This is a genomic window from Pseudomonas fluorescens, assembly GCF_000802965.1.
Lineage (GTDB): Bacteria > Pseudomonadota > Gammaproteobacteria > Pseudomonadales > Pseudomonadaceae > Aquipseudomonas > Aquipseudomonas fluorescens_A.
This window is the reverse complement of record NZ_JSAK01000046.1, coordinates 17,714-36,464: the sequence shown is the minus strand read 5'-3', so window position 1 is coordinate 36,464 and position 18,751 is coordinate 17,714. Positions and strand designations below refer to the sequence as shown.

The 18,751-nt window shown below is 58.0% G+C and carries 12 protein-coding genes; 9 read left to right on the top strand and 3 right to left on the bottom strand.

Annotation, left to right across the window (positions count from 1 at the left end; translation table 11 throughout):
* Window positions 1-360 precede the first annotated feature (360 nt).
* Both NL64_RS28875 and NL64_RS28870 read right to left on the bottom strand, forming a co-directional pair.
* The gene (locus tag NL64_RS28875; RefSeq protein ID WP_007978181.1) at window positions 361-1,608 is read right to left on the bottom strand and encodes a ribonucleotide-diphosphate reductase subunit beta; all 1,248 of its coding nucleotides are present in this window, start codon (window positions 1,606-1,608) and stop codon (window positions 361-363) included.
* A 549-nt stretch (window positions 1,609-2,157) separates the two neighbouring features.
* Window positions 2,158-2,421 carry a DUF2790 domain-containing protein gene (locus NL64_RS28870; protein ID WP_034151467.1) on the bottom strand — a complete coding sequence of 88 codons (264 nt, stop codon included), beginning with the start codon at window positions 2,419-2,421 and terminating at the stop codon, window positions 2,158-2,160.
* 450 nt (window positions 2,422-2,871) lie between these two features.
* Between NL64_RS28870 and acs the strand changes: the two genes are divergently transcribed.
* The 7 genes from acs (at window position 2,872) to argR (ending at window position 10,911) form a co-directional block, all read left to right on the top strand.
* Window positions 2,872-4,827 (top strand): acetate--CoA ligase, encoded by a 1,956-nt coding sequence (gene acs, locus NL64_RS28865; RefSeq protein WP_034151466.1) that lies wholly within the window; start codon window positions 2,872-2,874, stop codon window positions 4,825-4,827.
* Between the two features lie 700 nt (window positions 4,828-5,527).
* The gene (locus NL64_RS28860; protein WP_034151465.1) at window positions 5,528-6,301 is read left to right on the top strand and encodes an ABC transporter substrate-binding protein; all 774 of its coding nucleotides are present in this window, start codon (window positions 5,528-5,530) and stop codon (window positions 6,299-6,301) included.
* 92 nt (window positions 6,302-6,393) lie between these two features.
* Window positions 6,394-7,083, top strand: coding sequence for an ABC transporter permease (locus NL64_RS28855; protein ID WP_034151464.1), 690 nt, complete (start codon window positions 6,394-6,396; stop codon window positions 7,081-7,083).
* Window positions 7,080-7,778, top strand: a complete 699-nt coding sequence (locus NL64_RS28850; protein WP_034151463.1) for an ABC transporter permease — start codon at window positions 7,080-7,082, stop codon at window positions 7,776-7,778. Before NL64_RS28855 ends, NL64_RS28850 begins: the two co-directional genes overlap by 4 nt.
* A gap of 1 nt (window position 7,779) precedes the next feature.
* Window positions 7,780-8,892: a M14 family metallopeptidase gene (locus tag NL64_RS28845; protein WP_034151462.1), complete on the top strand. Its 1,113-nt coding sequence runs from the start codon at window positions 7,780-7,782 to the stop codon at window positions 8,890-8,892.
* Between the two features lie 27 nt (window positions 8,893-8,919).
* Window positions 8,920-9,684 (top strand): ABC transporter ATP-binding protein, encoded by a 765-nt coding sequence (locus tag NL64_RS28840; RefSeq protein ID WP_034151461.1) that lies wholly within the window; start codon window positions 8,920-8,922, stop codon window positions 9,682-9,684.
* Between the two features lie 246 nt (window positions 9,685-9,930).
* Entirely contained in the window at window positions 9,931-10,911 is a 981-nt protein-coding gene (gene argR, locus NL64_RS28835) for a transcriptional regulator ArgR (protein ID WP_034151469.1), read from the top strand.
* 15 nt (window positions 10,912-10,926) lie between these two features.
* Here the strand turns inward: argR and NL64_RS28830 are convergent, their stop codons facing one another.
* Window positions 10,927-15,987: a dermonecrotic toxin domain-containing protein gene (locus NL64_RS28830; RefSeq protein WP_367379628.1), complete on the bottom strand. Its 5,061-nt coding sequence runs from the start codon at window positions 15,985-15,987 to the stop codon at window positions 10,927-10,929.
* Between the two features lie 275 nt (window positions 15,988-16,262).
* Here NL64_RS28830 and NL64_RS28825 point away from each other — a divergent pair, with 275 nt between their 5' ends.
* Together NL64_RS28825 and aruF are read left to right on the top strand one after the other, a co-directional pair.
* The gene (locus NL64_RS28825; protein ID WP_034151460.1) at window positions 16,263-17,483 is read left to right on the top strand and encodes an aspartate aminotransferase family protein; all 1,221 of its coding nucleotides are present in this window, start codon (window positions 16,263-16,265) and stop codon (window positions 17,481-17,483) included.
* Window positions 17,484-17,720: 237 nt separating this feature from the next.
* Entirely contained in the window at window positions 17,721-18,740 is a 1,020-nt protein-coding gene (gene aruF, locus NL64_RS28820) for an arginine/ornithine succinyltransferase subunit alpha (RefSeq protein WP_008033116.1), read from the top strand.
* The last annotated feature ends 11 nt before the right edge of the window (window positions 18,741-18,751 follow it).

The window sequence follows — 18,751 nt, the reverse complement described above, 5'->3', positions numbered from 1 at the left end:
GTGTGTTGGCCGGACGCTTACTGTCTACGAAAATTCCTACAGAAAATAGCGATGGATCTCGCGAGCACTCCTACAAACAAGTCACTTAGCACACCAAATGGTTCAACTACTGAAACACCTGAGCTAGCTTCCGCCACCAAGGCTTAGCCACTGACACGCTTCTATGCGTGTGATCGTTCGATAGATAGGGCAAATCCCGCAGCCTAATGTGGATAGATCTGGAATTGCTGTAGGAGCTTTTGCATTTGCTGAGAGCGTGAGTAAGAGTTTTCCTACGCCATAAAAAAGCCCCGATTATATCGGGGCTTTCAGATGTTCAATTTGCCGATTCAAGTCGTCAAATCGCGGCAAGCTCGGAAATCAATCCCAGCTCAACGCCCCACCAGTCTGATACTCAATAACCCGCGTCTCAAAGAAATTCTTCTCTTTCTTCAAGTCCATGATCTCGCTCATCCAAGGGAACGGGTTAGTCGTCCCTGGATACTCTTCTTTCAAACCAATCTGCGACAAACGACGGTTAGCGATGAACTTCAGGTAGTCCTCCATCATCGCCGCGTTCATGCCCAGTACGCCGCGAGGCATGGTGTCGCGGGCGTATTCGATCTCCAGCTGAGTGCCTTGCAGGATCATCTGCGAGGCTTCTTCCTTCATCTCGGCATCCCACAGGTGTGGGTTTTCGATTTTGATCTGGTTGATCACGTCGATGCCGAAGTTCAGGTGCATGGATTCGTCGCGCAGGATGTACTGGAACTGCTCGGCGACGCCGGTCATTTTGTTGCGACGGCCCATGGAGAGGATCTGGGTGAAGCCGCAGTAGAAGAAGATGCCTTCCAGAACGCAGTAGTAGGCGATCAGGTTGCGCAGCAACTCTTTGTCGGTTTCGACGGTGCCGGTTTCGAACTTCGGATCGGAGATCGAACGGGTGTATTTGAGGCCCCAGGTGGCTTTTTTCGCGACCGATGGGATCTCGTGGTACATGTTGAAGATCTCGCCTTCATCCATGGCCAGCGATTCGATGCAGTACTGGTAGGCGTGGGTGTGGATCGCCTCTTCGAACGCCTGGCGCAGGATGTACTGGCGGCATTCCGGGTTGGTGATCAGGCGGTACACGGCCAGGACCAGGTTGTTGGCAACCAGGGAGTCGGCGGTGGAGAAGAAGCCGAGGTTGCGCATCACGATGCGGCGCTCGTCGTCGGTCAGGCCTTCCGGGTTTTTCCAGAGGGCGATGTCGGCGGTCATGTTGACTTCTTGCGGCATCCAGTGGTTTGCGCAGCCGTCCAGGTACTTCTGCCAGGCCCAGTCGTACTTGAATGGCACGAGTTGGTTGAGGTCGGCGCGGCAGTTGATCATGCGCTTTTCGTCAACGGCGACACGGGCGGAGGCGCCTTCGAGTTCGGCGAGGCCTTCGGCGACGTCGAGAGAATCCAGGGCAGCTTTGGCGCGGGCAACGGCAGCGGAGTCAGCGGCGGTTACGGCGCGGGCTTCGAGGGCGGCGGCACCGCCAGCGCTGTCGAGACGGTCCATGTTGGCTTCGGTGGCGTGGCCAGCGTTAGCGCTCTTGACTGCTACTTCCGTGTCTTCTTTGTCGAATTCGTCCCAGCTCAGCATGACGTGTCGTCTCCTGCGTGAGGGCCAGATTGCCCGTGTGAAATTGATTGGTTGGTATTTCACACGACCGTACTGGCCGCGTTGGATCTAAAGGAATCGTTTTTTGCACCAGCCGAGGCAAGCAATAAAACAGAATTTTGTACGGGGTTCCGAGAGCCTCTGATGGGCGCAGCAAGCATGGAATGCGACTGCGGGGCTTCAGACTGGCTTTTAATCCCTGTAAGGGAATATTGCAGGCCCGTTTAAAGCGGCATTATAGGGAAATTTTCGCGGGCGTGGTGGGGCGAATCCGCGCATGGGGCGGTCGAAAGGGCAGGTTTTTCGGTCGGAGCGAGGGTTTACAGGGCTTTGGCGGGTGAAGATTTTTTTTCGCAAAAAATGCTTGAAATCGGTTTTGCTCAAAAAACAATCAAAAAACGGCTTTTTTCACTACATCTTGTGTTTCGAAACGCTTTTCGACGACTCCAGACACAACTGAGCCCGACCGGAATCGGGCTGAAATCGACCTTCAGCGATCAGCTCAAAGGTGCCGATTCGGTGCAGTCACCATCAGCCGCCGGAGCAGCCGTTACCCATAACGCTGTAGCGCAGAATATGGCGTTGACCTTTTGAATCGTCATATTCCATTTTCATCGGCACAACTTCACACACATTCGGAACTTCGCTCATGGAAATAACTTTGGCGATGTCCAGGTGTGTTGAGTAAGTGTATTCCTCGATGGCGGGTTGTTGCTGTGCGACATCAGTCTGGACCTCGTCTGCCATGGCGGTTACGCACAGACTGCTGAGGGCCAGAACCAATAAAGCTTTCATCTGAAATTTACCTTTCTGAGGTCGAGTGGGGTCACGCAACCTTTATGGGGTTGCGTGTGGATCTGACTACTTGGATTTGGGTTAACTGCCTTCGTGGGGGCTGTAACTTGGTTAACTCAGTTGCCGGGTTGGCGGGGCGAATTTTAGGCGTGGGGGTTACATTCATATAGCCGTGGTTTTGATAAACACCTTTGACAGTTTTCGTAACAATCATTGAAACAACTTGTAGGAGCCGGCTTGCTGGCGATATTGGCGACGCGGTGTGTCAGAAAGGCCGTCATCGCTGGCAAGCCAGCTCCTACAGGGTTCGGGGGCGACAGGAAGTCTTTGGATTACGTATTCACGACATTTTGTAGGGCCTTGTTACTACCATCGTCGAATGGTTCTATAGGCCCGGCCCGGGCTACAACGTGGTCATACAAAAACAACTATTCCACCGAGGTAAGAAAGATGAGTGCGGCTTCCCTGTATCCCGTTCGTCCCGAGGTTCTGGCCAATACGCTGACTGACGAGGCGACCTACAAGGCCATGTACCAGCAGTCGGTCGTCAACCCGGACGGCTTCTGGCGCGAGCAAGCCAAGCGCCTCGACTGGATCAAGCCTTTCACCACGGTGAAGCAGACTTCCTTCGACGATCACCATGTCGACATCAAATGGTTCGCCGACGGCACCCTGAACGTTTCCTACAACTGCCTCGATCGTCATCTGGCCGAGCGCGGCGATCAAGTCGCAATCATTTGGGAAGGCGATGACCCTTCCGAAAGCCGCAACATCACCTACCGCGAACTGCACGAACAAGTCTGCAAATTCGCCAACGCCCTGCGTGGCCAGGACGTTCACCGCGGCGACGTAGTGACTATCTATATGCCGATGATCCCCGAAGCCGTGGTCGCCATGCTGGCCTGCACCCGGATCGGCGCGATTCATTCGGTGGTGTTCGGCGGTTTCTCGCCGGAAGCCCTGGCCGGCCGCATCATCGACTGCAAGTCGAAAGTGGTAATCACCGCTGACGAAGGCATTCGTGCCGGCAAGAAAATCCCGCTCAAGGCCAACGTCGACGACGCCCTGACCAACCCGGAAACCAGCAGCATCCAGAAAGTCATCGTGTGCCAGCGCACCGGTGGCAACATCAAGTGGAACCAGCATCGTGACATCTGGTACGAAGACCTGATGAAAGTGGCCGGCACCGTGTGTGCGCCGAAAGAGATGGGCGCCGAAGAAGCGCTGTTCATCCTTTACACCTCCGGTTCTACCGGCAAGCCGAAGGGCGTGCAGCACACCACTGGCGGTTATCTGTTGTACGCCGCCATGACCCACGAGCGCGTGTTCGACTACCGTCCGGGCGAAATCTACTGGTGCACCGCCGACGTCGGCTGGGTCACCGGCCACAGCTACATCGTCTACGGCCCGCTGGCCAATGGCGCGACCACGCTGCTGTTCGAAGGCGTGCCGAACTATCCGGACATCACCCGGGTGGCGAAGATCGTCGACAAGCACAAGGTCAACATCCTCTACACCGCGCCGACTGCGATCCGCGCCATGATGGCCTCGGGTACTGCGGCTGTTGAAGGTGCTGATGGCAGCAGCCTGCGCCTGTTGGGTTCGGTCGGCGAGCCGATCAACCCGGAAGCGTGGGACTGGTACTACAAGAATGTCGGCAAGTCCCGCTGCCCGATCGTTGATACCTGGTGGCAAACCGAAACCGGCGGCAACATGATGAGCCCGCTGCCGGGCGCTCACGCGCTCAAGCCAGGTTCTGCGGCACGTCCGTTCTTCGGCGTGGTGCCGGCGCTGGTGGACAACCTCGGCAACATTATCGAAGGCGAGGCCGAGGGCAACCTGGTGATTCTCGACTCGTGGCCAGGTCAGGCGCGCACGCTGTACGGCGACCATGATCGTTTCGTCGACACTTACTTCAAGACTTTCCGTGGCATGTACTTCACCGGTGACGGCGCTCGTCGTGATGCCGATGGTTACTATTGGATCACCGGTCGCGTGGACGACGTGCTCAACGTTTCCGGCCACCGTATGGGCACCGCCGAGATCGAAAGTGCGATGGTTGCGCACCCGAAAGTTGCCGAGGCTGCTGTTGTTGGTGTGCCGCACGACATCAAAGGGCAGGGCATCTACGTGTACGTCACCCTTAAAAATGGTGAAGAGCCGAACGAGCAACTGCGCCTCGAACTGAAAAACTGGGTGCGCAAGGAGATCGGTCCGATCGCTTCGCCGGATGTCATCCAGTGGGCGCCGGGGCTGCCGAAAACCCGTTCGGGCAAGATCATGCGCCGGATTCTGCGCAAGATTGCGACCGCTGAGTACGATGGGTTGGGCGATATCTCCACCCTGGCCGATCCGGGTGTGGTGCAGCATTTGATTGATACGCATAAGACGATGAATGTTGCGTAAGCGCTGATTCTGAGTCGTAGAAAGCCCCGTCAGGTGTCGAGCCTGGCGGGGCTTTTTTGTGGCTGAGGGTCTTGTGTTGGCTGGGCTGGCCTCATCGCTGGCGAGCCAGCTCCCACAAGTATTTTCGGTGTGCGCGCGATCTGAGCCACGCCACAAAAACGGTGGGAGCGGGCTTGCCCGCGATGGCGGTCTGTCAGACAGCAACTAAGCATGGGCCAATAATTATCGGCTTCATCTGTGGGAGGTTTCCCACTGTTACCCACGATCTCCCGGGTTACTGAATGTGTAACCGCCAGCGCCGATCCGGGGCATAGGGAAACGCAAAGCACCCATTCAGGGCCTGAGAACCCCCCGCATAAAATAAGACCCAACGCTGCGCTTGCCGGATTAGAAGGCTTTGCCAATAATAGGCCCGCAATTTGCAGTTAAGATCGGTTCACTGTCTTTTGCCTTTGCATGATTTTGCAGGGCTGTCAACGTGCTCAAACGGCTTTCTCGGTGCATCTGTAACTAGTTGTCGCATTGAAGAAATATCGGCTTCGGGCCTGTCGTTAGAATGCCGATCACTCGCTCGTCGTTGCCTGTGTTGAAATTTCGCACACGCGACGTAAGACGCAGCAACGCTTTCCGGTTCCACTCATTCGCATATTGGGCTATCGCTCACTCTGCCGTTTCAGCCCTTTACCGATGGAGTCCCAAGATGAAGAAACTCGTGCTGCTTGGCGCCCTGGCACTGTCCGTGCTGTCCCTGCCAACCTTCGCCGATGAAAAGCCTCTGAAAATTGGTATCGAAGCGGCTTACCCTCCGTTCGCTTCCAAAGCGCCGGACGGCAGCATCGTTGGTTTCGACTACGACATCGGCAACGCCCTGTGCGAAGAGATGAAGGTCAAGTGCGTGTGGGTCGAGCAAGAGTTCGACGGTCTGATCCCGGCACTCAAAGTGCGCAAGATCGACGCGATCCTGTCGTCCATGTCGATCACTGAAGACCGCAAGAAATCCGTGGACTTCACCAACAAGTACTACAACACCCCGGCTCGCCTGGTCATGAAGGAAGGCACGCAGGTCAGCGAGGGCCTGACCGAGCTCAAGGGCAAGAACATCGGCGTGCAACGTGGTTCGATCCACGAGCGTTTCGCCCGCGAAGTCCTGGCCCCGCTGGGTGCCGAGATCAAGCCATACGGTTCGCAGAACGAAATTTACCTCGACGTGTCCGCCGGTCGCCTCGACGGTACCGTGGCAGACGCTACCCTGTTGAATGACGGCTTCCTGAAAACCGACGCCGGTAAAGGCTTCGCCTTCGTTGGCCCGGCATTCACCGACGTCAAATACTTCGGCGACGGCGTGGGTATCGCGGTTCGCAAGGGTGACGCGCTGAAAGACAAGATCAACACCGCGATCACTGCCATTCGCGAAAACGGCAAGTACAAGCAAATCCAGGACAAGTACTTCGACTTCGACATTTACGGCAAGTAAACACGTCGCAACGAACAGTCCGAAATGGCGCAAGCAACAGAATCTCTGAGGTTTGCGCCATTTTTTCATCCCAACTTTCGAGGACCTGAATCATGTTGAAAGGCTACGGGGCTGTCATCCTCGATGGCGCTTGGCTGACGCTTCAGCTCGCCTTGTCGTCCATGGCCCTCGCCATCGTCCTGGGCCTGATCGGCGTGGCGCTGCGTCTGTCGCCGGTGCGTTGGCTGGCGTGGCTGGGCGATCTGTATTCCACGGTGATCCGCGGGATTCCCGACCTGGTGCTGATCCTGCTGATTTTCTACGGTGGTCAGGACTTGCTCAACCGCGTCGCGCCGCTGCTCGGTTTCGACGATTACATTGACCTGAACCCGTTGGCCGCCGGTATTGGCACCCTGGGTTTCATCTTCGGAGCGTACCTCTCGGAAACCTTCCGTGGCGCGTTCATGGCGATCCCCAAGGGTCAGGCTGAAGCCGGCATGGCTTACGGCATGAGCAGTTTTCAGGTGTTCTTCCGGGTGTTGGTGCCGCAGATGATTCGCCTGGCGATTCCGGGCTTCACCAATAACTGGCTGGTCTTGACCAAGGCCACTGCGCTGATTTCGGTGGTGGGTCTGCAAGACATGATGTTCAAGGCCAAGCAGGCGGCAGATGCTACCCGCGAGCCTTTCACCTTCTTCCTCGCAGTGGCGGCGATGTACCTGGTGATCACCAGTGTCTCGTTGCTGGCATTGCGTCACCTTGAGAAGCGCTACTCGGTAGGCGTAAGGGCGGCTGATCTATGATCTTCGACTACAACGTCATTTGGGAGGCCATGCCCCTGTACTTGGGCGGCCTGGTGACCACCCTCAAATTGCTCGCGCTGTCGCTGTTTTTCGGCCTGCTGTGTGCGTTGCCGTTGGGCTTGATGCGCGTCTCGAAGAACCCGGTCGTCAACATGTCGGCCTGGCTCTACACCTACGTCATTCGTGGCACGCCGATGCTGGTGCAGCTGTTCCTGATCTACTACGGTCTGGCGCAGTTCGAAGCGGTACGCGAAAGCTTCCTCTGGCCGTGGCTGTCCAGCGCAACGTTCTGTGCGTGCCTGGCATTCGCCATCAACACCAGCGCCTACACCGCCGAAATCATTGCCGGCAGCCTGCGCGCCACGCCGAACGGTGAGATCGAAGCGGCCAAGGCAATGGGCATGTCGCGGTACAAGATGTACAAGCGCATCCTCCTGCCGTCGGCCCTGCGTCGTGCGCTGCCGCAGTACAGCAACGAAGTGATCATGATGCTGCAGACCACCAGTCTGGCTTCCATCGTGACCCTGATCGACATCACCGGTGCCGCGCGCACGGTCAACGCCCAGTTTTACCTGCCGTTCGAGGCGTACATCACCGCCGGCGTGTTCTACCTGTGCCTGACCTTCATCCTGGTGAAGCTGTTCAAACTGGCCGAGCGCCGTTGGTTGGGCTACCTGGCCCCGCGGAAGCACTGATATGGAACGCATCGATCATTCATTGCCGTGGAGCCACCTGGGCAGCGAACGCCAGATTTCGGTGTTTCGCTTCGGCAGTGGCGAGCGCAAGGCCTACATCCAGGCCAGTTTGCACGCCGATGAACTGCCGGGCATGCGCACGGCTTGGGCGCTGAAAAAGCGTCTGGCCGAACTCGAAACCCAAGGCCTGTTGAACGGCGTGATCGAACTGGTGCCGGTGGCTAATCCACTGGGCCTCGGTCAACTGCTTCAGGGCAATCATCAAGGGCGTTTCGAGGCCGGCAGCGGCAAGAATTTCAATCGCGATTTCGTTGAGCTGAGCGCGCCGGTTGCGTCTGCGTTGGCCGAAAGCCTCGGCGATGATCCACACGCCAATATCCAGTTGATCCGTCAGGCGATGGCCGATCATCTGGCCGCACTGCCTCCGGCCAGCAGCCAGTTGCAGGGCATGCAACGCATCTTGCTCAGCCATGCCTGCACCGCCGATGTGGTGCTGGACCTGCATTGCGATGCCGAAGCGGCGCTGCACATGTACGCCTTGCCGCAGCACTGGCCGCAGTGGCGCTCATTGGCTGCACACTTGAATGTGCGGGTTGGCTTGCTGGCGGAAGACTCCGGCGGCAGCTCCTTCGACGAGGCCTGTTCGCTGCCGTGGTTGCGCCTGTCGCGCCTGTTCCCGGACGCGCAGATTCCACTGGCGTGTCTGGCGACGACCCTGGAATTGGGTGGTCAAGCCGACACCGGTCGCGCTGAAACCGAAGCCTACGCCGAAGGCATTCTGGCGTTCCTCGCCGAGCAGGGATTGATCAGCGGTGAATGGCCCAAACCTGCGCAGGACGCTTGCGAAGGCCTGCCGTTCGAAGGCACCGAATTGCTGTTCGCGCCGCATCCCGGCGTGGTGAGTTTCCTGCGTCAACCCGGCGAATGGGTTGAGGCAGGTGACGAGATTTTTGAAGTGATCGATCCGTTGTCGGATCGGGTCAGCACGGTGTGTGCTGGTACGTCCGGGGTGCTGTTTGCCATTGAACGGCTGCGTTATGCCCAACCCGGTTTCTGGCTGGCCAAGGTGGCGGGGCGCGAAGCGCTGCGTCACGGGCGCTTGCTCAACGACTGACTGACTGTTTTTGTGAGAACCGACCGCATGTACAAACTTGAAGTCCAAGACCTGCATAAACGCTATGGCAGTCACGAAGTGCTCAAGGGCGTGTCCCTGAAAGCGGCGGCTGGCGATGTGATCAGCATCATCGGCTCCAGTGGCTCCGGCAAAAGTACCTTCCTGCGCTGCATCAACCTGCTGGAGCAGCCGCACGCCGGCAGGATTCTGCTCAACAACGAAGAGTTGAAGCTGGTGGCGAACAAGGACGGCGCCATGAAAGCCGCGGACCCGAAACAGTTGCAGCGCATGCGTTCGCGCCTGTCGATGGTGTTCCAGCATTTCAACCTGTGGTCGCACATGACCGCGCTGGAAAACATCATGGAAGCGCCGGTGCATGTGCTGGGCGTGTCCAAGGCCGAGGCCCGTGAAAAGGCCGAGCACTACCTGAACAAGGTCGGCGTGGCCCATCGCAAAGATGCTTACCCGGGGCACATGTCCGGCGGCGAACAGCAGCGCGTGGCGATTGCCCGTGCGCTGGCGATGGAACCGGAAGTGATGCTGTTCGACGAACCGACCTCGGCCCTCGACCCGGAACTGGTCGGCGACGTATTGAAGGTCATGCAGGCCCTGGCCCAGGAAGGCCGGACCATGGTCGTGGTGACCCACGAAATGGGCTTCGCCCGTGAAGTGTCGAACCAGTTGGTGTTCCTGCACAAAGGTGTGGTCGAAGAAAGCGGCAACCCGCGCGAAGTGCTGGTGAACCCGCAATCCGAGCGCTTGCAGCAATTCCTGTCCGGCAGCCTGAAGTAATCAAGACTGCCGTTGTGCACCGTGATAGTGCATGCTTCGCAAATTAGCGGCAGGCCCCCAATTCCTGTGGGAGCTGGCTTGCCAGCGATAGCGTAGGGTCAGCTTGCATTTTTTGCACAGACAGACCGCCATCGCTGGCAAGCCAGCTCCCACAAGAGTTCTTTGTTGGTTTTGAGATTTGCGTTCATTTACGGGCTAGCATTGGCCCATGCCTTCATCACCGTTCTTCGTTTCGGATTGCCCGCCATGACTGCCCATCGAATTGGTTTCCTGATTTGGCCCAGCACTAAAGCACTGACGCTTGCGCTGGCTGAGGAGGCCTTGCGCGTTGCCCAGCGTGTGCATCCGGACGTGGTTTACGAACTGTCGTTCCTGCAGGCCGAAGCGCCGAGCGAAAGCACCTGGCAATTGCCCGGTGAACCCTGGACCGGCAAGCTCGAAAACTTTCAGAAATTGTTCCTGCTCGCCGACGAGCCACCCACCACTTTGGCGCCAGCACTGAGTAGCGCGCTCAAGCAACTGGTGCGCGCCGGTTGCGTGATTGGCGGTTTGTCTGCCGGTGTCTACCCGTTGGCGCAACTCGGTTTGCTCGACGGCTATCGCGCTGCCGTGCACTGGCGCTGGCAGGACGATTTCGCCGAACGTTTCCCGAAAGTCATCGCCACCAGCCATTTGTTCGACTGGGACCGCGATCGTTTGACGGCGTGTGGCGGCATGTCGGTGCTCGACTTGCTGCTGGCGGTGCTCGCCCGTGATCACGGTGCCGAACTGGCCGGAGCGGTGTCTGAAGAATTGGTGGTCGAGCGCATCCGCGAGGGCGGTGAACGTCAGCGCATTCCGTTGCAGAACCGTCTCGGTTCCAGCCATCCGAAGCTCACCCAAGCGGTGTTGCTGATGGAAGCCAACATCGAAGAACCGCTGACCACCGACGAAATCGCCCAGCACGTGTGCGTGTCCCGCCGGCAGCTGGAGCGGATCTTCAAGCAATACCTCAACCGTGTGCCGAGCCAGTATTACCTGGAGCTGCGCCTGAACAAGGCCCGGCAGATGTTGATGCAAACCAGCAAGTCGATCATCCAGATCGGCCTGTCGTGCGGCTTTTCCTCGGGGCCGCATTTCTCCAGCGCCTACCGCAATTTCTTCGGTGCCACGCCGCGGGAAGATCGCAACCAGCGGCGCAGCAGCAGTCCGTTCGAATTGTCGTCGGTGCCGTCGGAGCGCGGTTGATCCGCGTCTGACCGTTTACTCGTCGGGGGCGGAATCCTCAGATGTCGAGACCTCCATTTCTGCTCGTTCGATCACAGCTTCCACGCCAAAGTCGATGTTGGTCCGCCTGAAATAGGCGATCAGGATTTGCACACTCTCTTCGGATAGCGGATTGCCGCGCAGGTCGATGCTTTCGGCGATTTCCGTTGGCAGCTCCAAAATGTCATGGGGTATCGCGGTGATGGCATTGCCGCTCAGATCCGCTGTTACCAAGCTGGTGAGATGCAACAATCCGGAAGGTAGCTCGGTGAGGCCGCAGTTATCCAGCTGCAAAGTGGCCAGTTCGGTCATCTGGCTGATGTCCGGTGAGAGCCCCAATGGGTTGTTGCTCAGATCCAGGAAGTTAAGGCGCGTCATTTCGGCCAGGTTCGAGGCAGTCTGCGCAGTCAGGGTGATGTTGCAATCGGCGAAATTGAGCGAGGTCAGGTCGCCCATGCGGAAAATCGACTCCGGAATATCGCCGAGGGGGAAGTCGCGAATGCTGATGGTCTTGAGTTTCGGGAAGCGTTCCAGAAACCGTGTGACACCTGTGGTGAGTCCGGATTGACTGTTCAGATAAACCGTCGAGACGTGGCTGAAGTCAGCGCTCAAGGTTGGCAGATCACCGGTAATCAAGGTGTCCAGGCTCAAATCAAAGGTCGGCTGCATCAAGTCGTTGAAGTCATCCAGTTCGCTTTCTCGACGCCAGCAGCGCAACACAAGCTGCCTGAATTCGTCCCGGGTCGAGTGTTCGATTAGCAGTTGCTGTGCATTGAACGGTTGGTTGCTTTGCGGGTGTACGGCGGGGACGTCGGCGGTCCAGGCAGACAGATCGCTTTCGAGGGTCACGAGCTCGGCTTCAAGGTGACTCAGCACGATTCGGCCCTCGCTCAAAGTACCGGGCAGTAGATAAACGAATCTGCTCGCGATTTCCTGATCCATCGCCGGGTACAACGCTTGCACACGATGAATATCTGACTCGGCGGCGAAAATCCCGAAGTCTTGATAAGTCTGTTGGAAGTGCTGCTTTAGGTGCTCGCGACTGGCTGTAGAAAGAGGATTGCTGCCCAAGTCGATGCCTTCCTGAGTGCTGCGTTGCAGCGTGAACAGCGTTGGAGGCAATTCCTCGATCAGATTGTCGTTTAGCAGGGCAGTGCGCAGGCGCGGACGCGTCAGCAAGCCGCGTGGCAGATTGGTAATGCCGGTGTGCGACATATCGATGTAGTTCAGATCGGGCATGCTTTCCACATCGGGCGCCTGCCCCAACAGGTTCTTGTACAGATCCAGTGTCGTCAGCTGATGCAGTCCTGCGAGTGTGGTCTGGTTTTCGGGGCTGAGGGTAATTGAACAGTCGCTGAGAATCAGCGACTTTATTTGCGGTGAGTTGAGCAGGTCCGGAAGTTCGCCCAAGTTGAAATTGCGTAATGTGAGGGCGCGCAAACCGGAAAAATTGCGCAGGAATTCGTGAATGCCCCGCGTCGCACTACTGCCATCCAGTGTCACTAGGGTGACTGCGCTGAAGTCGGCGCTCAACGATGGCAACTCCCCGATAATTGGTCGGAAGAAAGTGAGATCGACCGTTTCCAGTATGGATTCGGGAAGGGTCCATTGCTGTCGCCAACAGTCCAGCAGATCGATCACGAATTGCTGGCGGGTTTGCTTCTGGGTTGCGAATTGCTCGGGGGTGACCCTGATTTCAGTGTCGGGAATGAATAACGGGATTTCATCAGTCCAGGGCGACAGCGTTTCGACAAGTTGCTGGTGGTCGGCAATAAGACGACTCAACTCTGCCCGAGGGCCGCTTGGGTGTTGCTGCAAGCGCAAGACGAAAGCTTCAAGTTCCTCGCCCGTTAAATGCGGGAACAGGGTTTGGGCTCGGGCTTGCAGGGTTGGCGTATTCTTCGGCATCAGACGATGGCCATCACCGCCACCGAGCAGGCGCATCACTGTCGGATCAAAGGTGGGTTTGTAATTGGGGTGTTCAGCCAGCAATACGCGCAAGGCATCGCGGCGCAAGGTGTGTTGGCGAATCAATTGTTGGAGTCGTGCACTTTCGCCGATGTGAATGTTCAGTGCGATCCGCTCACTGTCCGGCATTGCTTGTAGAAGACTGTGGTAAAGCGAGTTCGAGTCGCTGAGTTCTTCGCCGGTGTTATCAAAGGGCTGGTAAGCGCCTTCTTCGGTAAGGACAAGGACCTTGCGAACCGGTGCGTCCACAGTGCCAAGGCTGTCGAGCAGGCGCCCTTCATAGGAGTAGTGACGGATTTCCAGGCGCAACTGTCCTGTCCAGCCGGGCAAGTTTTCCAGGGTGTGCAGGGCCAATCGATCCGAGTCGAGATTGGCCGTGGCCGATGGCAACTCAAGTCCTTCGTAGGCGCGGGTAATGCGCACCTGCAATCCGGCCTCTTGGCTCAGGTCTTCTAATCGCGGGGAAACGGTTCCGCGTTTGAGCAGCTGCAACTCTGCATCGTTCGCCATGCCCATGAGTGCTTCTGCGACGCTGGTGGGCAAGCCGGTTTCGGCATCCATGAGGGTTTGTACGGCGCCAGAGGCGCCGCGTTCGAGCGTGCGATAACGCTGGTCGAACAGGACTTGTCGCTTGCGTTCGGCAATGTCTGCCAATGTTCGGCGCAAGCTGCGTGTACGGCTTTCGATAGGCGGGGAGGGCAGACCGAACTCTTCGCCCATCAGTGTTTTTATTTCGGTATCTGACAAGGCCATGAGAAAGGTTTTGAGCAGGTCGCCGTCGTTGAGTCTGGTGGCATCGATCGGCAAAACAGGCACATCGGGGGCGGGACTTTGCCAAAGTGTTTGCGCTCTTCCGTCGGTTAACCGCAGCCCTTTGTTCGTCGGCCAATAGCCGTTTTCATTGAGCAGTTCAAGTTGCAGCACCGGATCGGCCTTGAGGTGATTTTCCGGAAGCTCACTGCCGATTTGCTGAATAAACGTTTGAATGTCTTGATCGATCTTGAAGCGCTTAAGCGTGTCGGCCAACAGCGGCGGCACTTGCCCTCCATTTACGTGCATCTTGCGCAAGACATCTTCGTGGCAACCGCTAATGGCGAGGATGCGTTCGCGCTCGCTTTCGGAAAAGCGCTGCATGTCAGGCCCGATTCGCCTCAGCACGGTGGCCTGGTCCCAGCTTAGTGGCTGGTCGAGTTCGGTTTGCCAGGCACCGGCGCCGTTGTGTTTAAGCTGAGGTTTGTAGGCTTCAGGGCGGGAGGGATGGTCGATGCGATGCTCGCCGATTACGGAGTCCTCGCTGACCGCGTAGTGTTTGCCTTCCAATGGCAACAGGGTTTTGTCTTGATGTTTGTGCAGTCCGAGTGAGTCCGGTTTCGAGTCCACCGGGAGGGTGACGGGCTGCTCGTAGGCAGTCAGGTCGGGTTTCCAGTAGCGGGTATCGCCATTGGGCCGCTTCACGGAACTGAAACGATCGATGAACTGCACAATTTCCCGAGGCAGGATCGCGCGAAGCTCTCCTGCCGCAATTGCACCGCCCACCGCGAAGGCACCCAGTTGCAAGGCAGATTCAACCATCCGCATGAAGTGCTCGAAGGCCTCGATGGTGTGACCCTCGGCCCAGTCAACAATGCTTTCGAAGGTTTCGTCGAGCAGATGGTAGGCCATATAGGCCAGCATCAGTTCGCCGAGGTAAGGCACGAACGGCAGCGCAATGAAGGCGGCGATGTTCAGCACGAACGAGGCAATTTCGGTGAAAGAATCCCACAGTGCCCAACGCGCTTTTTGGTCGACCGTTGCAGTAGATACTGCAATGACTCGCGCATCGTTGAGGATCTTGTTAAGTCTGCTCTGAAAAAAATAGGTCAATAACTGCCTTTGGACCGGCGTCGCCACGATGCGCAGATTGGGACGTTCGTTGGGCTGTTCCCGCCAGGTCGGTCGTGGATCGCCCGGCGGAACGGGCTGCCAGGTGACGGACGAAAGCTCGTTGTTCAACTGTGCGAAGAAGCGACCAAGATCCTCGTGATTGATGAAGCGGCTGAAGAACTGTTGGTATTCGGGCGCGCGCAAGCGCTGACCAAGCTCCTCGGCGAATGCGGCGGACGACGGGTATTCCTTGATCGGATGTTCGGGGTCGTCAGGAATGTAGGCCACTACCCTGGACACTTCTTTCGCCCGCTCCAGATCCGCTGAAAACACCACAATACCGGTCAGGGGAAAGTTCATGAGGGTCAGTTCATGGCAGCCCCAGGGCTGACCGTGCAACCTCAAATTCGGCAGGTTGTCGAGCAGGCCAAGTATCAGTTGGTGGGCATCACTGCCCAGCAGCTTTTGCATCTGCGCCATGTGCAGGGCGGCGGTGAGCGCGGCTTTCTGGCTGGCGTGGATTTTCGACTTCACTATGGCCGCGGCTACCGGATTGCTGATGCCAAGATTGTCCTCCAGATACTCTTTATAACGCTGGCCAATGTCCAGCTCACGGCAGAGGCTTGTGAATGCCGTGATGGGCATCTTTTCCAGAATCTGCGGCAATGTATCGAATTGCCCGTTGGCAGCAGGAGGCGTGATGTACGTCGAGGCCGGCTCGTAGGCGTCTGCTTCGGTCTCGGCGCTTTCAAAGTTGTGCAGCGCGGCATCGACCAGTGACACCGTCCAGGTACGCGCAGCCCCGGACTTCAACCGTAGCCAGGGGATGTGATCCGGGATGTAAAGGTGAAGGAAGGTTTTGCGAGGGTCCAGTTCCAGACCGAATCGGGTCTTGAGCGCCGGTTCGAGCAGCGACTCGGCAAAGTCAGCGGGGCTCTGCAGTTTTGCCATCATCTGATCGACCTGATTCTGGCTGGTCACCTGTCGGGCGATGAGCTTGCCCAGTTCCGCATGCTGATGGGGCGGCGCATCCTTGAGACCGGCCGGCATGCCTGGCCTGCTGTTGCGCAGCGCCTCACGGCGATGGGGTGTTGCCTGACGGAGCCAGGACGGGATCACATTAATGAGGTGCTGATAGTGAGCGTCCGGCCTGAAAGCATCGGAAGCGATATCGGTGTGTTGGGTATTCATGCGCTGTAGGTGGCCATCGAGTTGGAATAAGGCCATAGGAAACGCCGCGAACACGGACGACGTGCGGTACATATTTACCGCACTCGTCGAATGGCCATGGGTTACAACGGAGCAAGCCTGCCGCAAACGCTCTGCGCCAGTTAAACTGCGCCTTTGCGACCCTATATGTCGCATTGCCGTAAACCCGGGAAAAACCGGGGTTTGCGCTATAAGAAGTTGTCGCTTGGCGGCAAGGCCGGGCTGAAAACTGTCCTTACAATCCCCCCATCGCTCGCCAGTTTCAGGCGAGTGTTCCTTTTCAGGAGACTCCGATGTCCGTTGAGCACGCTGCGGTACAACGCGCCGATTTCGACCAGGTAATGGTTCCCAACTACGCGCCTGCCGCATTCATTCCAGTGCGTGGCGCCGGTTCCCGCGTTTGGGACCAGTCCGGTCGCGAGCTGATCGACTTCGCCGGCGGGATTGCCGTAAACGTATTGGGCCACGCGCATCCGGCGCTGGTCGGTGCCTTGACCGAGCAGGCGAACAAGCTGTGGCACGTATCCAACGTGTTCACCAATGAGCCGGCCCTGCGCCTGGCCCATAAGCTGATCGACGCCACTTTTGCTGAGCGTGTGTTCTTCTGTAACTCTGGCGCCGAAGCCAACGAGGCTGCCTTCAAGCTGGCCCGGCGTGTGGCTTTCGATCGTTTCGGCAGTGAAAAGTACGAAATCATTGCCGCGCTGAACAGCTTCCACGGTCGCACCTTGTTCACCGTGAACGTCGGTGGCCAGTCGAAGTACTCCGACGGCTTCGGTCCTAAAATTACCGGTATCACCCACGTTCCTTACAACGATCTGGCCGCTTTGAAAGCCGCCGTTTCCGACAAGACCTGTGCCGTGGTGCTCGAACCGATCCAGGGTGAGGGCGGCGTGCTGCCGGCCGAGCTGGCCTACCTGCAAGGTGCCCGCGAACTGTGCGACGCGAACAATGCGCTACTGGTGTTCGATGAAGTTCAAACCGGTATGGGCCGCAGCGGCAAGCTGTTTGCCTACCAGCATTACGGCGTGACCCCGGACATCCTGACCAGCGCCAAGAGCCTGGGCGGTGGTTTCCCGATCGCAGCCATGCTGACCACCGAAGACCTGGCCAAACACCTTGTCGTCGGCACCCACGGCACCACCTACGGCGGCAACCCGCTGGCGTGTGCTGTCGCGGAAGCCGTGATCGACGTGATCAACACCCCTGAAGTGCTTGCCGGCGTCAACGCCAAGCACGACAAGTTCAAGGCTCGCCTTGAGCAAATCGGTGAGAAGTACGGCCTGTTCACGCAAGTGCGTGGCCTGGGTCTGTTGATTGGTTGTGTGCTGAGCGATGCCTGGAAAGGTAAGGCCAAGGACATCTTCAACGCCGCTGAAAAAGAAGGCCTGATGATTCTGCAAGCCGGCCCGGACGTGGTGCGTTTCGCCCCGAGCCTGGTGGTGGAAGACGCCGATATCGATGCCGGTCTGGACCGTTTCGAACGCGCCGCAGCAAAACTGACGCAAGCCTGATAGACCCTTCGACGCCTGACCTTTCAGGCGTCGAACCTAATTTTTATGCCGGACCAGTCCTGACGCACCCCCCCTGTAGGAGCTGGCTTGCTGGCGATGAGGCCCGAAAGCCTTGCGGCGATCAAACGATCGCCATCGCCAGCAAGCCGGCTCCTACAAAGGCGTTTCAGGACGAACCCGGTATTTTTTCCCTGTCGACCAAACGGGTCGACCTGTTCTTGATTAAGGAGTGACACCATGCTGGTGATGCGCCCCGCGCAAATGGCTGATCTGGGCGAGGTACAGCGTCTGGCTGCGGACAGCCCGATTGGTGTCACTTCCTTGCCGGATGACGTTGAACGCCTGAGCGACAAGATCGCCGCGAGCGAAGCCTCGTTCGCCGCTGAAGTCAGCTTCAACGGTGAAGAGAGCTATTTCTTCGTCTTGGAAGACACCGCCACCGGCAAACTCGCCGGTTGCTCGGCGATCGTCGCGTCGGCCGGTTACTCCGAGCCGTTCTACAGCTTCCGCAACGAAACCTTCGTGCACGCCTCCCGCGAGCTGAAGATTCACAACAAGATCCACGTACTCTCGCAGTGCCACGACCTGACCGGCAACAGCTTGCTGACCAGTTTCTACGTGCAGCGCGAGCTGGTGGGTTCGCCTTGGGCCGAGCTCAACTCCCGTGGCCGCTTGCTGTTCGTCGCCAGCCATCCGGAGCGTTTCGCCGATTCCGTGGTGACCGAGATCGTCGGTTACAGCGACGAAAATGGCGACTCGCCGTTCTGGGATGCCATCGGCCGCAACTTCTTCGACCTCAACTACGCTGAAGCCGAGCGTTTGTGCGGTCTGAAGAGCCGGACGTTCCTCGCCGAGCTGATGCCGCATTACCCGATCTATGTGCCGCTGTTGCCGGACTCCGCGCAAGAAGCGATGGGCCAGGTTCACCCTCGGGCGCAGATCACCTTCGACATCCTGATGCGCGAAGGCTTCGAGACCGATCACTACATCGACATTTTCGACGGCGGTCCGACCCTGCATGCCCGTGTCTCGGGGATCCGTTCGATCGCCCAGAGCCGTGTGGTGCCGGTGAAAATCGGTGAGCCGGTCAAAGGTGCCGGTCGTCAATACCTGGTGGCAAACGCCCAGTTGCAGGATTACCGCGCGGTATTGCTCGAACTGGATTACGCACCGGGCAAACCCGTAACCCTGGATCTGGAAGCGGCCGAAGCCCTGGGCGTCGGTGAAGGTGCCAGCGTGCGCCTGGTGGCGGTTTAACGCCTGCTGCT